Origin of the sequence: Quadrisphaera setariae, from assembly GCF_008041935.1 — a bacterium.
GTDB lineage: Bacteria > Actinomycetota > Actinomycetes > Actinomycetales > Quadrisphaeraceae > Quadrisphaera > Quadrisphaera setariae.
This window is the reverse complement of the sequence record NZ_VKAC01000007.1, coordinates 301,811-321,591: the sequence shown is the minus strand read 5'-3', so window position 1 is coordinate 321,591 and position 19,781 is coordinate 301,811. Positions and strand designations below refer to the sequence as shown.

General features: G+C 76.7%; 18 protein-coding genes and 1 pseudogene. 16 read left to right on the top strand and 3 right to left on the bottom strand.

The features are described from left to right. A pseudogene (locus tag FMM08_RS13845) lies at positions 1–136 on the bottom strand (superoxide dismutase); the annotation flags it as partial. 72 nt (positions 137–208) lie between these two features. On the opposite strand from FMM08_RS13845, the gene soxR reads away from it, so the two are divergent. After that, positions 209–688, top strand: a complete 480-nt coding sequence (gene soxR / locus FMM08_RS13840) for a redox-sensitive transcriptional activator SoxR (protein ID WP_147926934.1) — start codon at positions 209–211, stop codon at positions 686–688. 66 nt (positions 689–754) lie between these two features. Here the strand turns inward: soxR and rpmB are convergent, their stop codons facing one another. After that, positions 755–943 carry a 50S ribosomal protein L28 gene (rpmB, locus tag FMM08_RS13835; protein ID WP_109772534.1) on the bottom strand — a complete coding sequence of 63 codons (189 nt, stop codon included), beginning with the start codon at positions 941–943 and terminating at the stop codon, positions 755–757. 190 nt (positions 944–1,133) lie between these two features. Here rpmB and FMM08_RS13830 point away from each other — a divergent pair, with 190 nt between their 5' ends. From FMM08_RS13830 to FMM08_RS13785, 10 genes are all read left to right on the top strand, one after another. Continuing rightward, on the top strand, positions 1,134–3,455 hold the full coding sequence (locus FMM08_RS13830) for an ATP-dependent DNA helicase RecG (RefSeq protein WP_222710756.1): 2,322 nt from the start codon (positions 1,134–1,136) through the stop codon (positions 3,453–3,455). A 108-nt stretch (positions 3,456–3,563) separates the two neighbouring features. Further along, positions 3,564–4,844, top strand: a complete 1,281-nt coding sequence (locus FMM08_RS13825) for an MFS transporter (protein WP_147926933.1) — start codon at positions 3,564–3,566, stop codon at positions 4,842–4,844. Further along, entirely contained in the window at positions 4,841–5,425 is a 585-nt protein-coding gene (gene rsmD / locus FMM08_RS13820; protein ID WP_147926932.1) for a 16S rRNA (guanine(966)-N(2))-methyltransferase RsmD, read from the top strand. Before FMM08_RS13825 ends, rsmD begins: the two co-directional genes overlap by 4 nt. A gap of 9 nt (positions 5,426–5,434) precedes the next feature. After that, positions 5,435–5,989 carry a pantetheine-phosphate adenylyltransferase gene (gene coaD / locus FMM08_RS13815; protein WP_147926931.1) on the top strand — a complete coding sequence of 185 codons (555 nt, stop codon included), beginning with the start codon at positions 5,435–5,437 and terminating at the stop codon, positions 5,987–5,989. An 87-nt stretch (positions 5,990–6,076) separates the two neighbouring features. Next, a complete protein-coding gene (locus FMM08_RS13810) occupies positions 6,077–6,667 on the top strand; it encodes a YceD family protein (RefSeq protein ID WP_147926930.1) in 591 nt (196 codons plus the stop codon). 2 nt (positions 6,668–6,669) lie between these two features. Next, positions 6,670–6,873: a 50S ribosomal protein L32 gene (rpmF, locus tag FMM08_RS13805; protein ID WP_147926929.1), complete on the top strand. Its 204-nt coding sequence runs from the start codon at positions 6,670–6,672 to the stop codon at positions 6,871–6,873. Next, positions 6,870–7,682 (top strand): ribonuclease III, encoded by an 813-nt coding sequence (rnc, locus tag FMM08_RS13800; RefSeq protein WP_147926979.1) that lies wholly within the window; start codon positions 6,870–6,872, stop codon positions 7,680–7,682. The genes rpmF and rnc overlap by 4 nt, the downstream gene beginning before the upstream one ends. Positions 7,683–7,689: 7 nt before the next feature. Continuing rightward, positions 7,690–8,721 carry an Fpg/Nei family DNA glycosylase gene (locus FMM08_RS23075; protein ID WP_187279749.1) on the top strand — a complete coding sequence of 344 codons (1,032 nt, stop codon included), beginning with the start codon at positions 7,690–7,692 and terminating at the stop codon, positions 8,719–8,721. Further along, positions 8,714–8,956 (top strand): acylphosphatase, encoded by a 243-nt coding sequence (locus tag FMM08_RS13790; RefSeq protein WP_222710755.1) that lies wholly within the window; start codon positions 8,714–8,716, stop codon positions 8,954–8,956. The genes FMM08_RS23075 and FMM08_RS13790 overlap by 8 nt, the downstream gene beginning before the upstream one ends. 80 nt (positions 8,957–9,036) lie before the next feature. After that, positions 9,037–9,615 (top strand): DinB family protein, encoded by a 579-nt coding sequence (locus FMM08_RS13785; RefSeq protein ID WP_147926927.1) that lies wholly within the window; start codon positions 9,037–9,039, stop codon positions 9,613–9,615. Between the two features lie 27 nt (positions 9,616–9,642). Here FMM08_RS13785 and FMM08_RS13780 read toward each other — a convergent pair whose 3' ends face one another. Beyond that, positions 9,643–10,092, bottom strand: coding sequence for a hypothetical protein (locus tag FMM08_RS13780; RefSeq protein WP_147926926.1), 450 nt, complete (start codon positions 10,090–10,092; stop codon positions 9,643–9,645). A 217-nt stretch (positions 10,093–10,309) separates the two neighbouring features. Here FMM08_RS13780 and FMM08_RS13775 point away from each other — a divergent pair, with 217 nt between their 5' ends. The 5 genes from FMM08_RS13775 to FMM08_RS13755 all read left to right on the top strand — a co-directional run bounded on the left by FMM08_RS13775 (position 10,310) and on the right by FMM08_RS13755 (position 19,718). Next, positions 10,310–13,990, top strand: a complete 3,681-nt coding sequence (locus FMM08_RS13775; protein ID WP_147926925.1) for a chromosome segregation SMC family protein — start codon at positions 10,310–10,312, stop codon at positions 13,988–13,990. A gap of 31 nt (positions 13,991–14,021) precedes the next feature. Beyond that, the gene (gene ftsY / locus FMM08_RS13770) at positions 14,022–15,236 is read left to right on the top strand and encodes a signal recognition particle-docking protein FtsY (protein ID WP_147926924.1); all 1,215 of its coding nucleotides are present in this window, start codon (positions 14,022–14,024) and stop codon (positions 15,234–15,236) included. A 263-nt stretch (positions 15,237–15,499) separates the two neighbouring features. After that, positions 15,500–16,834, top strand: coding sequence for an ammonium transporter (locus FMM08_RS13765; protein WP_147926923.1), 1,335 nt, complete (start codon positions 15,500–15,502; stop codon positions 16,832–16,834). Next, positions 16,831–17,169, top strand: a complete 339-nt coding sequence (locus FMM08_RS13760; protein WP_109772549.1) for a P-II family nitrogen regulator — start codon at positions 16,831–16,833, stop codon at positions 17,167–17,169. The genes FMM08_RS13765 and FMM08_RS13760 overlap by 4 nt, the downstream gene beginning before the upstream one ends. Positions 17,170–17,267: 98 nt before the next feature. Beyond that, entirely contained in the window at positions 17,268–19,718 is a 2,451-nt protein-coding gene (locus FMM08_RS13755) for a [protein-PII] uridylyltransferase (RefSeq protein ID WP_255472385.1), read from the top strand. The last annotated feature ends 63 nt before the right edge of the window (positions 19,719–19,781 follow it).

The following is a 19,781-nucleotide window of genomic DNA, read 5'->3' as shown; positions in this document are numbered from 1 at the left end:
GCTCCAGGGCGGTGTTGGCGCCGGCGACGTAGGTGGCGTGGTGCTTGTCGTGGTGCAGCTGCATGATCGCGCCGCTGATGTGCGGCTCGAGGGCGCTGTAGTCGTAGGGCAGGTCGGGCAGGGAGTACGAGGCCATGTCACGATCGTGCAACCTCAACCTCGCTCGAGGTCAAGGCGCGACGTCGAGGTGGAGCACAGGAGGTGGCCCGTGGTCGGCCCGGAGGACCTGCTGTCGGTGGGGGAGGTCAGCCGGCGCACCGGCGTGGCCGTCTCCGCGCTGCACTTCTACGAGCGGCGGGGCCTCATCACCTCCCGCCGCGCCCCCAGCGGGCACCGCCGCTACCCGCGGCACATGCTGCGGCGCGTGTCGCTCCTGGTCATCGCCCGCAGGATCGGGGTCCCGCTCGACGACGTGGCGGCCGCTCTGGCGGACCTCCCGCCAGACCGCGCACCCACCCGCGCCGAGTGGGCGCGCGTGTCGGGGGCCTGGCGCGAGGACCTCGCGCGGCGCCGGAGGGCCATCGAGGCGCTGGAGGCCCAGCTCGAGGGGTGCATCGGCTGCGGCTGCCTCTCGATGGACTCCTGCACCCTGTCCAACCCCGACGATGCCCTCGGCAGGGGGGCGCGCGGGCCGGTGAGGGTGCTGCCCGACCCCGGTGGGACGGGTGGTGCGGGCGGCGCCGGGTGACGGACCGGGAACGCAGCAGCGCCCGCCGGGCCGGAGCCGGGCGGGCGCTGCTGGTGCGTCAGGGGGTCAGCGGGTGACCTTGCCCGCCTTCAGGCAGGAGGTGCACACGTTGACGCGCTTGGGGGTCACGCCGTTCTCCAGGGTGCGCACGCGCTGGATGTTCGGGTCGAAGCGGCGCTTCGTGCGGCGGTGCGAGTGGGAGATGGCGTGGCCGAACCCAGGGCCCTTGCCGCAGACGTCGCAGGTGGCAGCCACAGCTCTACTCCAGTGATCTCGAAGGCGTCGTTCCTCGGCCGGGGGGCAGCTGGCGCCGGATGACCGACGGCAGGGCTGCGCTCGCCCAGCGGACGGTCAAGAGTAGCCGAGAGCGGCCCGTGCTCTCGACACCGGACCTCCGCTCTCCTCCGCGGCGCCAGCCCGAGGCACCGCGCGGCACGGTCTGTCGGTGGCCGCTGGCACGCTGGCCCACGTGTCCCGGCTGTCGTCGCCGCTGAAGAAGGACCTGGGCGATCGCACCGCCCAGGCGATCGAGAAGGCCCACGGGCTGACCACCGCGGGTGAGCTCGTGATGCTCCTGCCGCGCCGCTACTACCGGCGCGGCGAGCTCACGTCGCTGGCGCAGCTGGTGGAGGGCGAGGACGCCACCGTCGTCGCCGAGGTGGTCCGCACGAGCACCAGACCGCTGCGCCAGCGCGGCGGGATGATGGTCGAGGTGGTGGTCACCGACGGCCGCGACGAGCTCTCGCTGGCGTTCTTCGGCCGCACCAACCAGGTCGCCTACCACCAGGGCCGCCTCAGGTGGGGCAAGGCGGCGATGTTCTCCGGCAGGGTGAACAGCTACCGCGGCCGCCTGCAGCTGGTGCACCCCGAGTACGAGCTGCTCCCCGGAGACCTCGACACCGTCATGGCCACCGACGCCGACGCGCTGCGCGCGCGCGCCGACGAGGTCATCCCGGTCTACCCGGCCTCCAAGAACCTCCCCAGCTGGAAGGTCGCCCGGGCCGTCGCCACCGTGCTCGACACCCTCACCGCGGAGGACGTGCCCGACGTCCTGCCCTCGGGCGTGCGAGACCTCGAGCAGGTGCCCAGCAAGCTCGACGCCCTCCTCTACCTGCACCGCCCCACCGACCTCGAGCAGCCGCCCCGCGGGCGCCGGCACTTCGAGCTGGAGGAGGCCTACGTCACGCAGGTGGCCCTCGCCAAGCGCCGCGCGGCGCTCGCCGTCCTCCCCGCCACGCCCTACCCGTCCCGCGAGGGCGGGCTGCTGGCCGCCTTCGACGCCTCGCTGCCCTTCGAGCTGACCGCCGGGCAGCAGGAGGTGGGCGGCGCGCTGACCGCCGACCTGTCCCGCACCTCCCCGATGAACCGGCTGCTCCAGGGGGAGGTCGGCTCCGGCAAGACGGTGGTGGCCCTGCGGGCGATGCTCCAGGTGGTCGACGCGGGCGCCCAGTGCGCCCTGCTCGCCCCCACGGAGGTGCTCGCCCAGCAGCACGTGAGATCGCTGACCCGGATGCTCGGGCCGCTGGCCGCGCACGGCCTGCTCGGAGGTCCCGAGAGCGACGGGCCGACGGTGCAGGTGCGGCTCCTCACCGGCTCGCAGTCCACGGCCGACCGGCGCGCCGCCCTGCTCGACGTCGCCAGCGGGGACGCGGGCATCGTCATCGGCACCCACGCGCTCCTGCAGGACGCCGTCGACTTCTACGACCTCGGCCTCGTCGTCGTCGACGAGCAGCACCGCTTCGGGGTGGAGCAGCGCGACGCGCTGCGCGCCAAGTCCGGGGTGCCGCCCCACGTGCTCGTCATGACCGCCACCCCCATCCCGCGCACGGTGGCCATGACGGTCTTCGGCGACCTCGAGGTCTCCACCCTCACCGAGCTGCCCGCCGGGCGGCAGGGCATCACCACCGCGGTGGTCCCGGACTGGCTCGAGAAGTACGTCGACAGGTGCTGGCAGCGCGTGCGCGAGGCCGCCGACGCCGGCCACCAGGTGTACGTGGTCTGCCCCCGCATCGGGGAGGAGGGCGAGGACGACGACGGCGAGGGCGTCCTCTCCGCGCCCGACCCCGGCGAGCGCCTGGAGCGGGTCCAGCCCGGCGGCGAGGAGGGCCAGCTCTTCGGGAGCCCCCCGGACGAGGAGGACGGCGAGGGTCGCCGCCCTCCGCGCGGGCTCTACGAGGTGCTCGCCGAGCTGCGGGGCCGCCCCGAGCTCGCCGGTCTGCGCCTGGGCACCCTGCACGGCCGGATGCGCCCTGACGACAAGGACGCCGCGATGCGCTCCTTCTCCGCCGGGGAGCTCGACGTGCTCGTGGCCACCACGGTGGTGGAGGTGGGCGTCGACGTCCCCGGCGCCACGGTGATGGTCATCGTCGACGCCGAGCGGTTCGGCCTGTCGCAGCTGCACCAGCTGCGCGGCCGCGTCGGGCGCGGTGACCAGCCGGGCCTGTGCCTGCTCATGACCGGCGCCCAGGAGGACGAGGCCGGCCTGGGCCGGCTGAAGAGCTTCGCGGAGACCACCGACGGCTTCGCGGTGGCCGACCTCGACCTCGCCTCCCGCCGCGAGGGCGACGTCCTGGGAGCGGCGCAGTCCGGGCGCAACAACTCCTCGCTGAAGCACCTGAAGGTGCTCGGCAACGAGGACCTCATCACCCGCGCCCGCCGCTACGCCAGTGACCTCGTGGCCTTCGACCCCGAGCTCACGGACGCCCCGCGGGTGCGGGAGGCGCTGGAGCGGCTGGAGGAGCGCGAGGCGTTCGTCGAGCGCGGCTGAACCTGCTGGCCGCTCCGGGCGGTCCCGCCTACGATGCTCCCGACAGATGCTCAGGGATCCGTGCGACCTGTGGTGGGGAGGCGCACACACCGTCCTGGAGCACGTCCTGTGAGCCTCACCGCCTCCTTCGCCCCCTACGCCGAGCTGCGGCGCGCCGCGGGCACCCCCTACCTCGTCACCGCCTTCGCGGCGCGCCTGCCGATCACGCTCGTGCCGGTCTCCGTGCTCGCCGCCGTCACCACCGGCACCGGGTCCGTCGCCGTGGGCGGCCTGGCCGCCGCAGCCACCTCCGTGGGGGAGGCCGTGGGCGGCCCCACCCTCGGAGCCCTCGCCGACCGGCTCGCCCGCCGCGGCGGGCAGCGCCCGGTGCTGCTGGTGGCCGCCGCGGTCAACGTGGCAGCCCTGCTGGTGGTCGCAGTCGGTGCGGCGTCGCTGCCGGTGCCGCTGCTGCTGCTCGCCACCCTCGTGGCCGGCTTCGCCATGCCTCCCATCGGGTCATTCTCCCGGGCCCGCTGGATGCGGCGCACACCCGCGCTGGTGCCCACCGCCATGGCGGGGGAGAGCGCCGCGGACGAGGTGGCCTACGTCCTCGGCCCGGCGCTCGCGGGCCTCGTGGCCATCGCCGGGTCGCCGTCGGCCTCGCTGCTCGTGGCGGGGGTGCTCGTGGCGGTCGCGGTCCCCGCCTTCGCGCTGCACCCCAGCGCCACCGCGCCCGCTGCGGGCACCACCCCGGCCCCCACCGACGACGACGCGGGCGCCAGCGGCGCGCTGCTGCGCCGCCTCGCCGTCGTCATCGTCGCCGCGGTGGGCATGGGCCTGTTCTTCGGCGGCGGCCAGACCACGCTCACCGCCGCCGCCCAGGAGGCCGGCAGCATCGGCGCCGGCGGGCTGCTGGTGGCGGCGATGGGCGTCGGGTCGGCGTTCACCGCGCTGGCGATGGTCGCGGTCCCCGACCGGGTGTCCCTGGCGGCCCGGCTGGCCGCCGCGGCGGGCGTGCTGCTCGTGGGGATCGCGACGATGGCGGTCTCGCTGGCGCTGACGCCGTCGCTCGTGGCCCTGGCGGCCGCCACGGCCCTGGCCGGCCTGGCCGTGGGACCGGCCATGGTCACCATCACCTCCATGGCCGCCGAGCGCAGCGCCGCCGGCAGCGGAGCCACCGCCATGACGCTGGTGGGCAGCGGCATCGTCATCGGCGTGGGCACCGGCGCGGCCGCGGCGGGGTGGCTGGCCGAGCACCACGGCGCGCTCCACGCGACCGGCGTGCTCGCGGTCGCCGCGCTGGTGCTGCTCGCGGCCGCGGCGGCGTCCTGGCGGCGCCCCGCCCGGCCGCTCCCGGAGCAGGCCCCCCGGTCGTCGACCCAGGGGGCGGCGCGGGAGGCTGCGGCGTGACGCGGATCGTCGCGGGTGCCGCCGGCGGACGGCGCCTCGAGGTGCCCAAGGGCGCCACCCGCCCCACCTCCGACCGCGTCCGCGAGGCGCTGTTCTCCCGGCTGGAGCACGAGCGCGACCTGACCGGCGCCGCCGTGCTCGACCTCTTCGCCGGCTCCGGGGCGCTGGGGCTGGAGGCCGCCAGCCGCGGCGCGGCCCGGGTGCTGCTGGTCGACTCCGCCACCGCCGCCGCTGCGGCCTGCCGCCGCAACGCCGCAGCCCTGGGCCTGCCGGGGGTCGAGGTGCGCGCCGCCTCGGCGGCGTCCGTGCTGGCCGGTGGCGCAGCGGCGGCGGGCTTCGGCGACGGCGCCGACGTCGTCCTCGTCGACCCTCCCTACGACCTGCCCGAGGACGCGCTGGCGGTCCTCCTGGTCGCCCTCGTCGAGCACGGCTGGCTCGCGCCCCTGGCCCACCTCGTGGTCGAGCGCTCCACCCGCAGCCCCGAGCCCGCGTGGCCGGCCGGCGTGGTGGGCCTGGGGCAGAAGAAGTACGGCGAGACGGCGCTGTGGTGGGCCGAGCCCGCTGGTGACGACCAGCCGTAGGGTCGCCGCGTGCCCTCCCCGACGCGGTGCGTCTGCCCCGGCTCCTTCGACCCGCCGACCCTCGGCCACGTCGACGTGGTGGCCAGGGCCGCGGCCCTGTTCGACGAGGTGGTGGTGGCCGTGCACGTCAACCCCTCCAAGACCCCGCACTGGAGCGCCCAGCAGCGCGTGGAGGCGCTGAGGGAGTGCCTCGACGAGGCGCTCCCTCAGCGCGACGCCGCCCGGGTGCGCGTCGAGGCGGTCGAGGGCGGGCTCCTGGTCGACCACGTGCGCTCGGTGGGCGCCACCGCCGTCGTCAAGGGGCTGCGCTCGGCCACGGACGTCGAGCACGAGCAGCCGATGGCCGTGGTCAACCGCGACCTGGCCGGGGTGGAGACGGTGCTGCTCGTGGCCGACCCGCGCTGGGGCCACGTCTCCAGCTCCCTGGTGCGTCAGGTCCACCTCCTGGGCGGGTCCGTGGCGCCCTACGTCCCCCCCGCCGTCCTGCGCCGGCTCCAGCAGCCGGACACCGGCTCAGGAGCCCGCCCGACGAGCCGGTTGGGGGCACGGCCCACCACCGGGTAGTCTCGACCCTCGGTCTGTCGGCTGCTCGCGCGCGTCCAGCGCGGTGAGCGGGCCCGGCCGTGGTCGTGGAACAGAGGCAGAAGGACGATGAAGCAGCTCGACGTGCGCTCCCCGTACGTCGTCGACACCCGTGAGCTGGGTCGACGGCCCGGGCTCTCGCACCCCGTCAACCGCACGGTGCCCGCGCCGGCGCACCTGGGCACCGAGGTCATCTCGGTCGCCGAGGGCAGCGACGTCCAGCTCGACCTCCTCCTGGAGTCCGTGGTGGAGGGCGTGCTCGTGTCGGGGACGGTGCACGGCGAGGCGACGGGGGAGTGCGTGCGCTGCCTCGACCCGGTGGAGCGCTCGGTCGACGTGCGCATCCAGGAGCTGTTCGCCTACCCGGGCAAGTCCTCCGCGGACGACGAGGACGTGCTCGAGCTGCAGGGAGACCTGCTCGACCTCGAGCCCGCCCTGCGCGACGCCGTGGTGCCCTCGCTGCCCTTCCAGCCGGTGTGCACCGTCGACTGCCCCGGCCTGTGCTCGCAGTGCGGGGCGCGCCTCGCGGACGACCCGCTGCACGGCCACGACGACACAGACCCCCGTTGGGCGGCGCTGCGCGAGCTCGCCGCGTCCGCGGACGGAACCACCCACCCCACCGACGAGCGGCCCACCGGGCCGGAGAACCCGAGGAGCTGACCGTGGCGGTCCCCAAGCGCAAGATGTCCCGTTCCAACACCCGTCACCGCCGTTCGCAGTGGAAGGCGGCCCCCCTGACGCTGGTCGCCACCACGCGCGGCAGCGACACCGAGTACTCCCTGCCCCACACGGCCCGGGTCGTCACCGACGCCGCTGGCACCCCCCTGTACCTCGAGTACAAGGGCCGCAAGGTCAAGGACCTCTGACGGCCCGTCGCCGTCGGCCCGTCGAGCCGCCGCGCGGCGAGGTCCACGCCCGTCTGCTGGAGCAGCTCGGCCTCGAGGTCGAGGTCGAGCTGCTCGAGCGCGCCCTCGTGCACCGCTCGTGGTCGTACGAGAACGGCGGCGTGCCGACCAACGAGCGGCTGGAGTTCCTCGGTGACGCCGTCCTGGGGCTCGTCGTCACCGACGAGCTGTTCCACCGCCACCCCGACCTCCCCGAGGGCCGCCTGGCCAAGCTCCGCTCGGCCGTGGTGAACATGCGCGCCCTCGCGAGCGTGGCGCGCACCCTCGACCTCGGCTCCGCTGTCCGGCTGGGCCGCGGCGAGGAGACCACCGGTGGCCGTGACAAGGACTCGATCCTCGCCGACACCACCGAGGCCGTGATCGGCGCCGCCTACCTCTCGTGCGGTCCCGACGCCGCCCGGGACCTCGTGCTGCGCCTGGTCAGCCCGCTGCTCGAGGTGTCCGCCGAGCTGGGCGCCGGCCTGGACTGGAAGACCTCCCTGCAGGAGCTCGGCGCCGCCCACGGGCTGGGCCCGGTCGAGTACCTCGTCACCGAGGAGGGGCCCGACCACGCCAAGACCTTCGCGGCCGTGGCCACCTTCCCCGAAGCACCCGCCACGGACCCGCACGGTCCCGCGCCGCGCGGCGAGGGCGCGGGACGCAGCAAGAAGGAGGCCGAGCAGGAGGCCGCCGCCTCCGCCTGGCGGACCCTCCACTCCGCGCGCGGGGCCACCCCGGCCGAGCGGGTCGAGGCCGACGTGCACGAGCACGCGGTCGCGCAGGACGCCTGAGCGACCCGTGCCCGAGCTGCCCGAGGTCGAGGTCGTCCGGCGCGGCCTGGCGCGCTGGACCACCGGCGCCGTCGTCGACGCCGTCGAGGTGCTGCACCCCCGGCCGGTCCGCCGCCACCTGGCGGGCCCGGACGACCTCGCCGCCCGCCTGGCGGGCGCCCGCGTGGACGACGTGGTCCGCCGGGGCAAGTTCCTGTGGTTCGAGCTGGACAGCGGTGAGGCGCTGCTGGCGCACCTGGGCATGAGCGGCCAGCTGCTGCTGGAACCCCCGCACGCCCCTGACGAGAAGCACCTGCGGGTGCGCCTGCGCCTGTCCGACGGTGACGGCGGCGGCGCGCTCGAGGGCCGTGAGCTGCGCTTCGTGGACCAGCGCATGTTCGGCGGCCTCGCCGTCGTCGACCTGCTCCCCACCCCTGACGGCCTGCCGGGTGGCACGGGCGGTCTGGCGCCGGACACCTCCGCGGACGTCACGAGCGGTGGCGTCCCGGCGACCGGTCCGGCTGCCGGACCGCTGCGTCTCGGCTCGCCGTCGAGCCCCCGGCTCCCCGAGGGCGTGGCCCACATCGCGCGCGACCCCTTCGACCCGCACCTCGACGAGGACGCCCTGGTGGACCGGTTGCGCAGTCGCCGGACCGGCGTCAAGCGGGCCCTGCTGGACCAGGACCTGCTCTCCGGGGTCGGCAACATCTACGCCGACGAGGCCCTGTGGCGCTCGCGCCTGCACGGGGAGCGCCCGGCGTCCGGCCTGACCCGTCCTGCCGCCCGTCGGCTGCTGGGGGACGTCCGCGACGTCATGGCCGAGGCCCTCGCGCAGGGCGGGACGAGCTTCGACAGCCTGTACGTGGACGTCAACGGCGCGTCGGGGTACTTCGAGCGGGGGCTGGCCGTCTACGGCAGGGAGGGACGCGGGTGCCCGCGCTGCGGCGCTCCGGTGCGGCGCGAGGCGTTCGCCAACCGGTCCTCCCATTCCTGCCCCGTGTGCCAGCCGCGCCCGCGCGCGGCGGGCTCCGCCGCGGCGACGGGCAGGTCCCGTGGCTGAGGTGCGCGCGGTGGTGAGCGGCGTCGTCCAGGGAGTCGGCTTCCGCTGGTGGACCGCGCGGCGCTGCGAGCAGCTCGGGCTGTCCGGCGGCGGCGAGAACCAGGTCGACGGCACCGTGCTGGTGCGCGCCAGCGGGGACGCCGCCGCGTGCGAGCAGCTCCTGGCAGACCTGCGCGACGGCACCGCCGGGCGGCCCGGGGTCGTCGAGGACGTCGTCAGCCAGCCGCTCGGCTGACCAGGCCCCCCGTCGGTCTCGCGGCTGCGGACCGGCGAGGGTCTGGACCGGACCGGCGGTGCCGGGCCAGGCTGACGCCCGTGAAGGACGAACTCCTCGCCACCGCCGCCCGCTCGCTGGCGGCCGCCGTCGCCTCCGCCGCCCGCGGCGGCCACCTCGACGAGCCGCTCCCCGCGGACTCGATGCCCGGTGGAGCTCCCCCGACCGTCCGCGAGGGCGCGCGCGGTGCGGCCTACGACCTCGCCTTCGTGCCGCACACCCTCAGCGGGCGCCCCCTCGACGACGACCCGCCGGCCGCGAAGGACGCGGACCTGCTCGGCGACGACCCGGGCGGGGCCCTCTCGGCCTTGGCTGAGCGGGCCGTCGCCGCGGTGAGGGCCCACGAGGACCCGGCGAGCACCACCCACCTGTCCTACGGCGACCTCCCCGCGCAGTACTACGTCCGCGACATCACCGGCTACTACGGCGTGCTGGCCCTGGACGTGTGCGCCGTCACCGGCGAGGAGCCACCGGAAGACCTGGTGGAGGGGCTCTGGGAGCACCTGCTGCCCTTCGCCGAGGACTGGCGGGTCATCGGCGTCTTCGGACCGCGCGTCGAGGTCGCCGACGACGCACCCCTGCTGGACAGGCTGCGGGGCCTCACCGGCCGCAGGCCCTGAGGACCGCGCGGCCGGTGGGGCCTCCCGTCAGGCGCTCGCGGGCTGCGGGGCCGCCGCACCGGTCCGGGCGGCGCGCACGCGCGCGGCCAGGCGCTCGGTCACCTCGGGCCCGTGGCGGAGCTCCACGTGCTTGAGCACGTGGCAGGCGCCCCCGGTCCGCAGCACCACGCACCCCGTGGGGCCGTGCCGGGTCCACTCGACCTCGGTGACCTCGTCCAGCGGCAGGTCCGTGCAGTGCGCTGCCCCTGACCCGCGGGGCTCGGCGGCGATGACCGCCCGGTGGTCGGTCACGGCCAGCACGGCGCGCGCGTCGCCGACGGCGCCCATGAGCAGCTCGTGCACCTGCTCGTCGGCGGGCAGGTGCCCGTCGAGGATCCTGTGGAGGGTCCGCCCGGTCACCCACAGGTGCTCCCGGTTGCGCACGTCCAGCAGCTCAGGGTGCTCCTGCTCGGCGCGCCGGTCCAGGCTCCAGCTCATCGTCCCCGCCTCCCGAGGTGGTCTTCCGACCGGTCCGGGAACCTCCCGGGCCACTCGTGATCGTGCTCCTGGGCAACGGTCAGCACCACCCCCGGGGGCGGTCTGCGGCCTGCGAGGTGACTGGGAGTCCGCTCGGAGCGCTCCCAGGTGGGAGCCAGGTCCTGCGGCGGGCCGCGAAGCCGCCTCGGGTGTCCGACCCGCCCGCTAGCGTCGGGGGGTGCACCTCAAGACGCTGAGCCTGAAGGGCTTCAAGTCCTTCGCCTCCGCGACCACGCTGCACCTCGAGCCGGGCATCACGTGCGTCGTCGGCCCCAACGGGTCGGGCAAGTCCAACGTCGTCGACGCGCTCGCCTGGGTCATGGGGGAGCAGGGCGCCAGGTCGCTGCGCGGCGCCTCCATGCAGGACGTCATCTTCGCCGGGACGGCCGCCACCCCCGCCAGCCCGGGCCGGCCGCCCCTGGGGCGCGCCGAGGTCTCCCTCACCATCGACAACGCCGACGGGGCGCTGCCCTTCGCCGCGCCCGAGGTGACGATCACCCGCACGATGTTCCGCGCCGGCGGCAGCGAGTACGCCATCAACGGCACGCCCGCCCGCCTGCTCGACGTCACCGAGCTGCTGTCGGACACCGGCATCGGCCGGGAGATGCACGTCATCGTCGGGCAGGGCCAGCTCGACGCCGTGCTCCACGCCACCCCCGAGGAGCGCCGCGGCTTCATCGAGGAGGCCGCGGGCGTGCTCAAGCACCGCAAGCGCAAGGAGAAGGCGCTCCGCAAGCTCGACGCCATGCAGGCCGGCCTCGTGCGCCTGACCGACCTGGCGGCCGAGGTCCGCCGCCAGCTGGGTCCCCTGGCCCGCCAGGCCGACGCCGCGCGCCGCGCCCAGACCGTGCAGGCGGAGGTGCGCGAGGCGCGCTCGGCGCTGCTCGCCCACGACGTCGCCCGCGCCCAGGCCGCTCTCGAGGCCGACCTCGCCGACGAGGCCGCGGCGTCAGCGCTGCGCGAGGAGCTCGAGCAGCGCCTGGCCGCCGCGCGCGCCGCGCTGGCCGCGGCCGAGGCCGCCGAGCGCGCCGCCGCCGCCCGCCTGGCCCCCGCGGCGGAGGCCTGCCACGCCCTGGTCGCCCAGCGGGAGGGGCTGCGCGGCACGGCCGCGCTCGCCGCCGAGCGCGAGCGCACCCTGGGGGCGGCGGCGCAGGCCGCGGCCACGAGCACCGGCCGTGACCCTGACGAGCTCGAGGCCGCAGCCCAGCGGGCCCGCGAGGCCGAGCAGGCGCTCGCGGCCCAGGTGGTCGCGGCGCGCGAGGGGCTCCAGCGCGCTGCGGGCGCAGCGCGGGCCGCGGAGGCCGAGCAGGGCGCTCACGAGCGCGCCGTGGCCGCGGCGGCCCGGGCCGCCGCCGACCGCCGCGAGCGCCGCGCCCGCCTCGAGGCCCGCTCCGGTGCCGCGCGGGGCGCGCTGGAGGCCGCTGTCGCCGAGGCCGCTCGCGCCGAGCAGCAGCTCCACGAGGCGCGCAGGCGCGAGGCGGACGCCGCCGCTGCGCTCGCGCAGGTCGCCGGTCCCCTCGCCGCTCAGGACGACGACCGGGCCGGCGGCGCCAGCGCCGACGGCGTCGACGGGGCGGCAGCCGCGGCGTCCGCGGCCCTGGCCGACGCGGAGCAGCGGCTGTCCGGTGCGCGCGCCGCCGAGCGCGCCGCTGAGCGCGACCGGGCCGGCGCCGCTGCCCGGCTGGAGGCCCTGGAGATGGGGCTGGCCGACCGCCGCGACGGCGCCGGGGCCCTCGTGGCCGCGGGCGCCCGGCTGCCGGGCGTGCTGGGGGCCGTCGCCGGGCAGCTGCACGTGGAGCCGGGCTCGGAGGACGTCGTCACCGCGGCCCTGGGCGACCTCGCCGAGGCCGTGGTGGTGGAGTCGCTCGACGCCGCCGTGGACGCCCTGCGGCTCCTGCGCCACGAGGCAGCGGGCCGGGCCGACCTCGTGGTGCTGCCCGGTGCGCGTCACGCGGCCGACCGGGCGCCGGCAGCCGGCAGCCGGCGGGCCGCCCGAGCCGCCGCGACCGGTGGCGGCGCCGCCGAGGCGGGAGCCTCCGCGGCCGAGCTCCGCGCCCTGCTGGACGGGCTCGAGGGCGTGGACGGCGCACGTCCCGTCGCCGCGCTCGTCAGCGCTGAGGGCGAGCTGGGCCGGGCCGTCGCCGAGCTGCTCGCGGCGCACGTCGCGGTCCCCGGCCTGGCGCAGGCCCGTGCCCTCGTGGCCGCCCACCCGGGCCTGGTGGCGGTGACCGAGGCCGGTGACGTGCTGCGCGCGGGGTCGGCCCGCGGCGGGGGCGACGCCGGCACGAGCCGCGTGCACGTCCAGGCCGCCGCCGACGCCGCGCGCGAGGCCCTCGAGGACGCCCGGGCCGCCAGCACCGCCGCGGCGGCGGAGCTGCGCGCCGCCACCGAGCTGGCCTCCGCCGCGCGCGACCGGCGCGACACCGCCCTGGCCGAGCTGGCGGCCCGTGACGCCGCCGCTGCCCGCGAGGCCCGCCGCGCGGGCGAGCTCACGGCCGCCGCCCGCGCCGCCGCCGCTGACGCCGGGCGCGCCGCGCAGCAGCACGAGCGCGCCCGCGCCGCCGTCGTCGTCGCGAGGGAGAAGGCGGACGCGCTGACCGCGGAGCTGGCCGCGGACCAGCAGGCAGCGACCCCGACGGCCTCGGGGGAGCAGGGGGACGCGACCGCGCGCAGCACGGAGACCAGCAGCGAGCTGGCCGCTGCCGCGACCGCCGCCCGCGGTGCGGAGGTGGAGGCGCGGCTGGCGCTGCGCACCGCCGAGGAGCGCGAGCGCGCCAGCAGCGGCCGCGCCGAGGGCCTCGCCCGGGCCGCGCGCCAGGAGCGCGCCGCCCGCGAGCGCGCCGCCGAGCAGGCCCGCCGCCACCGCGCGGGGCAGGCCGTGGCCGCCGCGGTGGCCGCCGGGGCCCAGGCGTCGCTGGAGGTGCTCGAGCGGGTGCTCGAGCACGCCGGGCGCACCCGCGAGGAGGCCGCAGGGCAGAGGGAGGCCGCCGCCGCCGCGGTCCGAGAGGGACGCGCCGCCGTGGAGGAGCTCGCAGCTGACCTCGCGGCGCTCACCGACGCCGCCCACCGCGAGGAGGTGGCGCGGGTGGAGCAGCGCGCGGTGCTCGACGCGCTGCGCGCGCGGGCTGCCGACGAGCTGGGGCTCGACGTGGAGGCGCTGCTCGCCGAGCACGCCCCCGGCGACGGCTTCGACCGGGCGGCCGAGGAGGCTCGGCTGGCGAAGGCGGAGAAGGCGCTGGCGCGCCTGGGGCGGGTCAACCCCCTCGCGCTGGAGGAGTACGCGGCGCTGGAGGAGCGCTCGGCGTTCCTCACCTCCCAGCTGGAGGACCTGCGCACCACGCGCGCCGACCTGCTGGAGATCGTGCGGACCGTCGACGAGCGCGTGCAGCAGGCCTTCGCCGAGGCGTTCGCCGACACCGCCGCCGCGTTCGACCGCGTCTTCCCCCGGCTGTTCCCCGGGGGCGAGGGCCGCCTGGTGCTCACCGACCCCTCCGACCTGCTCACCACCGGTGTGGAGGTGGAGGCGCGCCCGGCGGGCAAGCGCGTCAAGCGGCTGAGCCTGCTGTCGGGCGGGGAGCGCTCGCTGACCGCGGTGGCGCTGCTGGTGGCCATCTTCACCGCCCGCCCGAGCCCGTTCTACGTGCTCGACGAGGTCGAGGCGGCCCTGGACGACGCCAACCTGCGGCGGCTGCTGGCGGTGCTGGAGGAGCTGCGGGCCTCGAGCCAGCTCATCGTCATCACCCACCAGGAGCGCACGATGGAGATCGCGGACGCCCTGTACGGGGTGACGATGCGCTCCGACGGCGTCACCGCGGTGGTGTCGCAGCGGCTGCGGGAGCGGGCCAGCACCTCGTCCTGATCGGACGGCGCAGGTCTGGGAGGCTGGGGGCGTGGAGACGCTCGACCTCATCATCGGCGCCGTCGTCCTCGTGGCCCTGCTCGGCGCAGGGCTCGTGGTCGGCCTGGTGCGCCGCGGCCGTGACGCCGCCAGCCGCACCCTCGGGGGCCGACCCGGCCAGGACCGCGGCGCGGACGGGGCCGAGGGGCACCTGCCCGGCGTCGGCGACGACGCGGAGGTCCCGCGCGACAGCGCCACCCGCACCATCGACACCCTCCCCGCGCCCGACCTCCAGCTGCCCGAGGAGCCGGCCGCGCCGGCGCTGGACCGCCCGGAGCCGGCCGCTGGCCGCCTGGTGCGCCTGCGGGAGCGCCTCGCCCGCTCCAACACCGCGCTCGGCCGCGGCCTGCTGGCGCTGCTCAGCCGCGACACCATCGACGAGGCCACGTGGGAGGAGGTCGAGGACACCCTCCTCATGGCCGACCTCGGCGTGGGCCCGGCCACCGAGCTGGTCGACAGGCTGCGCGTGCGCGTGCGCACCCTGGGGGAGCGCGACCCGCAGCGCGTGCGGGCCATGCTGCGCGAGGAGCTCCTCGCGGTGGTCGACCCGAGCATGGACCGGTCGCTGAGCACCTCGCGCCCGGCGGACCCGCCCGGGCACCCCGCCGTCGTCATGGTGGTCGGGGTGAACGGCACCGGGAAGACGACCACGGTCGGCAAGCTCGCCCGCGTGCTCGTCGCGGAGGACAAGGACGTCGTGCTGGGCGCGGCGGACACCTTCCGCGCCGCCGCCGCCGACCAGCTGGCCACCTGGGGCGAGCGCGTGGGCGTGCCGACCGTCCGGTCCGACCGCGACGGCGCCGACCCGGCGTCGGTGGCCTTCGAGGCGGTCAAGACCGGCACCGAGGCCGAGGCCGACGTCGTGCTCATCGACACCGCGGGCCGCCTGCAGAACAAGGCCGGCCTCATGGACGAGCTGGGCAAGGTCAAGCGCGTCATCGAGCGCAGCACGCCCGTCAGCGAGGTGCTCCTGGTGCTCGACGCGACCACGGGCCAGAACGGCCTCAAGCAGGCCGCGGTGTTCTCGCAGGTGGTCGACGTCACCGGCATCGTGCTCACCAAGCTCGACGGCACCGCCAAGGGCGGCATCGTCGTGGCCGTGCAGCGCGAGCTGGGCGTGCCCGTGAAGCTGGTGGGGCTGGGGGAGGGACCGGACGACCTGGCCCCGTTCGACCCCGAGGCGTTCGTCGACGCGATCGTCGGCTGACGCACCGACGTCAGCGGGCCCGCAGCGCCCACCAGGCCGCCTCACAGCCCCGGCAGACCCGCGCGGGGGACCGCGAAACGCAGTGTTCACACGCGCGGGTCCGATGACACGGCTCAGTAACACCGGGGGAACGCGCGGTTGACGCCGTGTCGGCACCTTTCTCTGCAGCGCCCCCGCGACCGGGGGCACGCGGCGGCCGGAGGACGGCGCCGCCCGGAGTCCCCCGGCCCGACACGGGCCGCGCTCTCGCAGGAGGTAAGCCGATGGTCGACACCGGCGCGACCGCCTGGGTCCTGACCAGCGCCGCCCTGGTGCTGCTCATGACCCCCGGTCTCGCGCTCTTCTACGGCGGCATGGTCCGCCCGAAGAGCGTGCTGAACATGATGATGATGAGCTTCGGCGCGCTGGCGCTCATCGGGGTGCTGTGGGTGCTCTACGGCTACTCGATGGCGTTCGGCCAGGACGTCGGCGGCGGCCTGCTGGGCAACCCCACCGAGTACCTGGGCCTCAAGGGCCTCATGGAGGACACCACCACCGAGGCGGGCGGCCTCCCCGCCATGGCCTTCGTCGGCTTCCAGGCCGTCTTCGCGATCCTCACCGTGGCTCTCATCTCCGGCGCCATCGCCGACCGCGTGAAGTTCTCCACGTGGATGGTCTTCGCCGGCATCTGGGCGACGCTGGTCTACTTCCCGGTCGCGCACTGGGTCTTCGACTTCAGCACCGACGCCGGCCACGTGGGCGGCTGGATCGCCAACAACCTCGGCGCGATCGACTTCGCCGGCGGCACCGCCGTCCACATCAACGCCGGCGTCGCCGGCCTGGTGCTCGCGATCATCACGGGCAAGCGCCGCGGCTTCGGCCGCGAGCCGATGCGCCCGCACAACCTGCCCCTGGTGATGCTCGGCGCTGGCCTGCTGTGGTTCGGCTGGTTCGGCTTCAACGCGGGCTCCGCCCTCGGTGCCAACAACACCGCCGCGGTGGTCTGGGTGAACACCCTCGTCGCCACGAGCGCCGCGATGGGCGGGTGGCTCATCACCGAGCGCTTCCGCGACGGCCACGCCACGTCCCTCGGCGCTGCCTCCGGTGCCGTCGCCGGCCTGGTGGCCATCACCCCGGCGTGCTCCGCCCTCAGCCCGATCGGCTCGATCGTCGTCGGCGCCCTCGCCGGCGTGCTCTGCGCCCTCGCCGTGGGTCTCAAGTACAAGCTCGGCTTCGACGACTCCCTCGACGTGGTCGGCGTCCACCTGGTCGGTGGCCTCTTCGGCACCCTCGCCATCGGCCTGTTCGCCACCGCCGCCGCGCCGGCCGGCAAGGACGGGCTGTTCTACGGCGGAGGCTTCGAGCTGCTCGGCATCCAGGCCGTCGGAGCGTTCGCGGTGCTGGTCTACTCCGCGGTGCTCACCGCCATCATCGGGTTCGCCCTCAAGGCCGTGATGGGCTGGCGCGTCCCGGAGGAGGACGAGGTCTCCGGCATCGACCAGGCCCAGCACGCCGAGTCCGGCTACGACCTGGTCGGCAGCTTCGGCGGCCACGCCCCGTCCGCGGGTGCCGTCGCGGCGAAGTCCACCACCCGCACCTCTGAGGGAGCCCCGGCATGAAGCTCGTCACCGCGGTGATCAAGCCGCACAAGCTCGACGACGTCAAGAGCGCGCTGGAGTCGTTCGGCGTGCAGGGCATGACCGTCTCCGAGGCCAGCGGCTACGGCCGCCAGCGCGGCCACACCGAGGTCTACCGCGGCGCCGAGTACACCGTGGACATGGTCCCGAAGGTCCGCCTCGAGGTCCTCGTGGACGACCTCGACGCCACCGGCGTGGTGGAGGCGGTCGTCAAGGCCGCGGCCACCGGCCGCATCGGCGACGGCAAGGTCTGGGTCATCCCGGTCGACGACGTCGTGCGCGTGCGCACCGGTGAGCACGGGGCCGACGCCCTCTGACACCCCTTCGGGCGGTGCTCCTGTCGCTGTCAGCGGCAGGAGCACCGCCCGCAGCACTTCCCCGCTGCTTCCCCGCAGCACTGACGAGAGGGCGTGACGTGACCGCTGGAGCCATCCCCCGCAGGGACCTCCGCAGGGAGCGGCTCGCCCTCGCCGTGCGCGCCGGCCTGGACGACCCCGCGCGCGGCCCGGAGCGGCGCGAGCGCCTCGCCGGCCTGGTGGACACCTGGCTGGAGGACGTCTGGACCGACGCCGTCCTGTCCGACCCCGCCGGTCCCGCCGCGGGCACCCACGCCACCGCCTCGGGCATCGCCCTGGCAGCCGTCGGCAGCCACGCCCGCCGCGACGCCGGCCCCGCCAGCGACCTCGACCTCGTGATCCTCCACGACGGGCGCCAGCTGGGCGCCGAGGACGTCGCCGCCCTGGCCGACCGGGTCTGGTACCCGGTGTGGGACGCCGGCCTGCGCCTGGACCACTCCGTGCGCTCGCCCGCCCAGTGCCGCGAGGTGGCCGCCGCCGACGCCTCCGCCGCCGTCGGCCTGCTCGACCTGCGACCGCTCGCCGGGGACGCCGCCATGGTGCTGCGGACCCGCGAGGCCGTCCGCGAGGACTGGCGCCGCACCGCCCGCAAGCGCCTGCCGGTGCTGCTCGACGAGGTCGCCGCGCGGCACCGCCAGCAGGGCGACCTCGCCTACCTGCTCGAGGGCGACCTCAAGGAGGCCCGCGGCGGGCTGCGCGACGTCGTCGTCCTGCGGGCCCTGGTGGCCAGCTGGGTGGCGGACGCCCCCCACGGTGGAGGCGGCAGCCACGGCGTGCTCGACGAGGCCACCGGCCTGCTGCTGGACGTGCGCGACGGCCTGCAGGCGGTCACCGGGCGCGCGGGTGACCGGCTGCTGCTGCCCGAGCAGGACGCCGTGGCCGCCGCGATGGGGCTGTCCGACGCCGACGAGCTGCTCGCCCGCGTGGCCGGCGCCGCCCGAGCCGTGGCCCACGCCCTGGACCGCACCACGCGCCGCGCCCGCGGCGCCATGACCTCGCGCCGCGGCCTGCGCCGCGCCCGCCCCCGCCTGCGCAGCCTGGGCCCCGACCTCGTCGAGCACGAGGACGAGCTCTGGCTCGGCTCCCAGGCCCGGCCCCAGACGGACCCGGCCCTGGCGCTGCGGGCGGCCGCCACCGCCGCCCGCGCGGGCATCCCGCTGTCGCCGATCACCGCCGAGCACCTCGCCTCGGGCGGTGCTCCGCTGCCCGACCCCTGGCCCGTGCCGGCGCGCGAGGCGCTGGTGGACCTCCTCGGCACCGGCGAGGCGCAGGTGCCCGTGTGGGAGACCCTCGACCAGGCCGGTCTGGTGGTGCAGTGGTTCCCCGAGTGGGCCGCCGTGCGCAACCGGCCCCAGCGCACCGTGGTGCACCGCCACACCGTCGACCGCCACCTCGTGCAGACGGCGGTGGAGGCGGAGCCGCTGCGCTCCTCGGTCTCGCGCCCCGACCTGCTGCTCCTCACCGCCCTCCTGCACGACCTGGGCAAGGTCGGCAACGGTGAGGAGCACTCGGCCAAGGGGGCTCCCATCGCCGCGGGCGTGGCGCGGCGGGTGGGCCTGCCCGAGGCCGACGCCGCCGTCGTGCACCGGCTCGTGCTGCACCACCTGACGCTGGTGGACCTCGCCACCCGGCGCGACCCCGACGACCCGCGCACCGTGGCCGAGCTCGTGGACGCGGTGGACGGCAGGGAGGACGTGCTCGACCTCCTGCGCGCCCTCACCGAGGCCGACGCCCGCGCCGCCGGGCCCGCCGCCTGGACCGCCTGGCGGGCGCGGCTCGTGGACGACCTCACCCTCCGCGCGCGGCGCGTGCTGCAGGGCCACGAGCCCCCCGGCCCGGCGCCTCTGACCGACACCGAGGCCGCTGCCGTGGCCGGCGTCCTGGCCGACGGGCAGCCGCGCATCCGCGTGGACGACGTCGCCGGGATGCACGCCGTGCACGTGGTGGCCCCCGACCGCCCGGGGCTGTTCGCCGACCAGGCCGGTCTGCTCGCCAGCCACCGGCTCTCGGTCCGCTCCGCGCTGGTGCGGACCGTCGAAGGGCCGTGCGGGGGAGACGGCGGTCCCGGCATCGCCGTCGACACCTGGTGGGTGGAGGCGCCCGCGGGCCTGCCCGGTCCCGGCGTGCTGCTCACCGGCCTGCGCCGCCTCGCCTCCGGCGACGACTCCGTGCTCGAGCCCATGCGCCGCCGCGACGCCGGCTGGCGCCCCGGCAGCTCCGCAGCGCAGACCCGCGCCACGGCCCCGCCGCGCGTGCTCGTGCTGCCCGGTGCCTCCGGGGAGGCGACCGTGGTGGAGGTGCGAGCCCTCGACAGGCCGGGCCTGCTGCACGCGCTCGGGTCGGAGCTGGCCGGCATCGGCGTGGAGATCCACAGCGCGCACGTGGCGACCTACGGCGGGCAGGCGGTGGACGTGCTCTACCTCGGCGAGCCCGACGGCAGCCCCCTGGCCCCCGCCCGGGTGGCCGCGGCGGTCTCGGTGCTGGGCGCGGCCGCCGACGTCGACGCCTGAACGACCGGGAGCCGACCGGGAGCCGACCGGGAGCCGACCGGCGGCCGACCCGTGGGCGCCCTG

Bases quoted from the DNA above. Each gene is read 5' to 3' on its own strand.
- FMM08_RS13760 (WP_109772549.1), top strand. From the start codon at position 16,831: ATGAAGCTCGTCACCGCGGTGATCAAGCCGCACAAGCTCGACGACGTC.
- FMM08_RS13780 (WP_147926926.1), bottom strand. From the start codon at position 10,092: ATGAGCTGGAGCCTGGACCGGCGCGCCGAGCAGGAGCACCCTGAGCTG.
- FMM08_RS13810 (WP_147926930.1), top strand. From the start codon at position 6,077: ATGAAGCAGCTCGACGTGCGCTCCCCGTACGTCGTCGACACCCGTGAG.
- FMM08_RS13765 (WP_147926923.1), top strand. From the start codon at position 15,500: ATGGTCGACACCGGCGCGACCGCCTGGGTCCTGACCAGCGCCGCCCTG.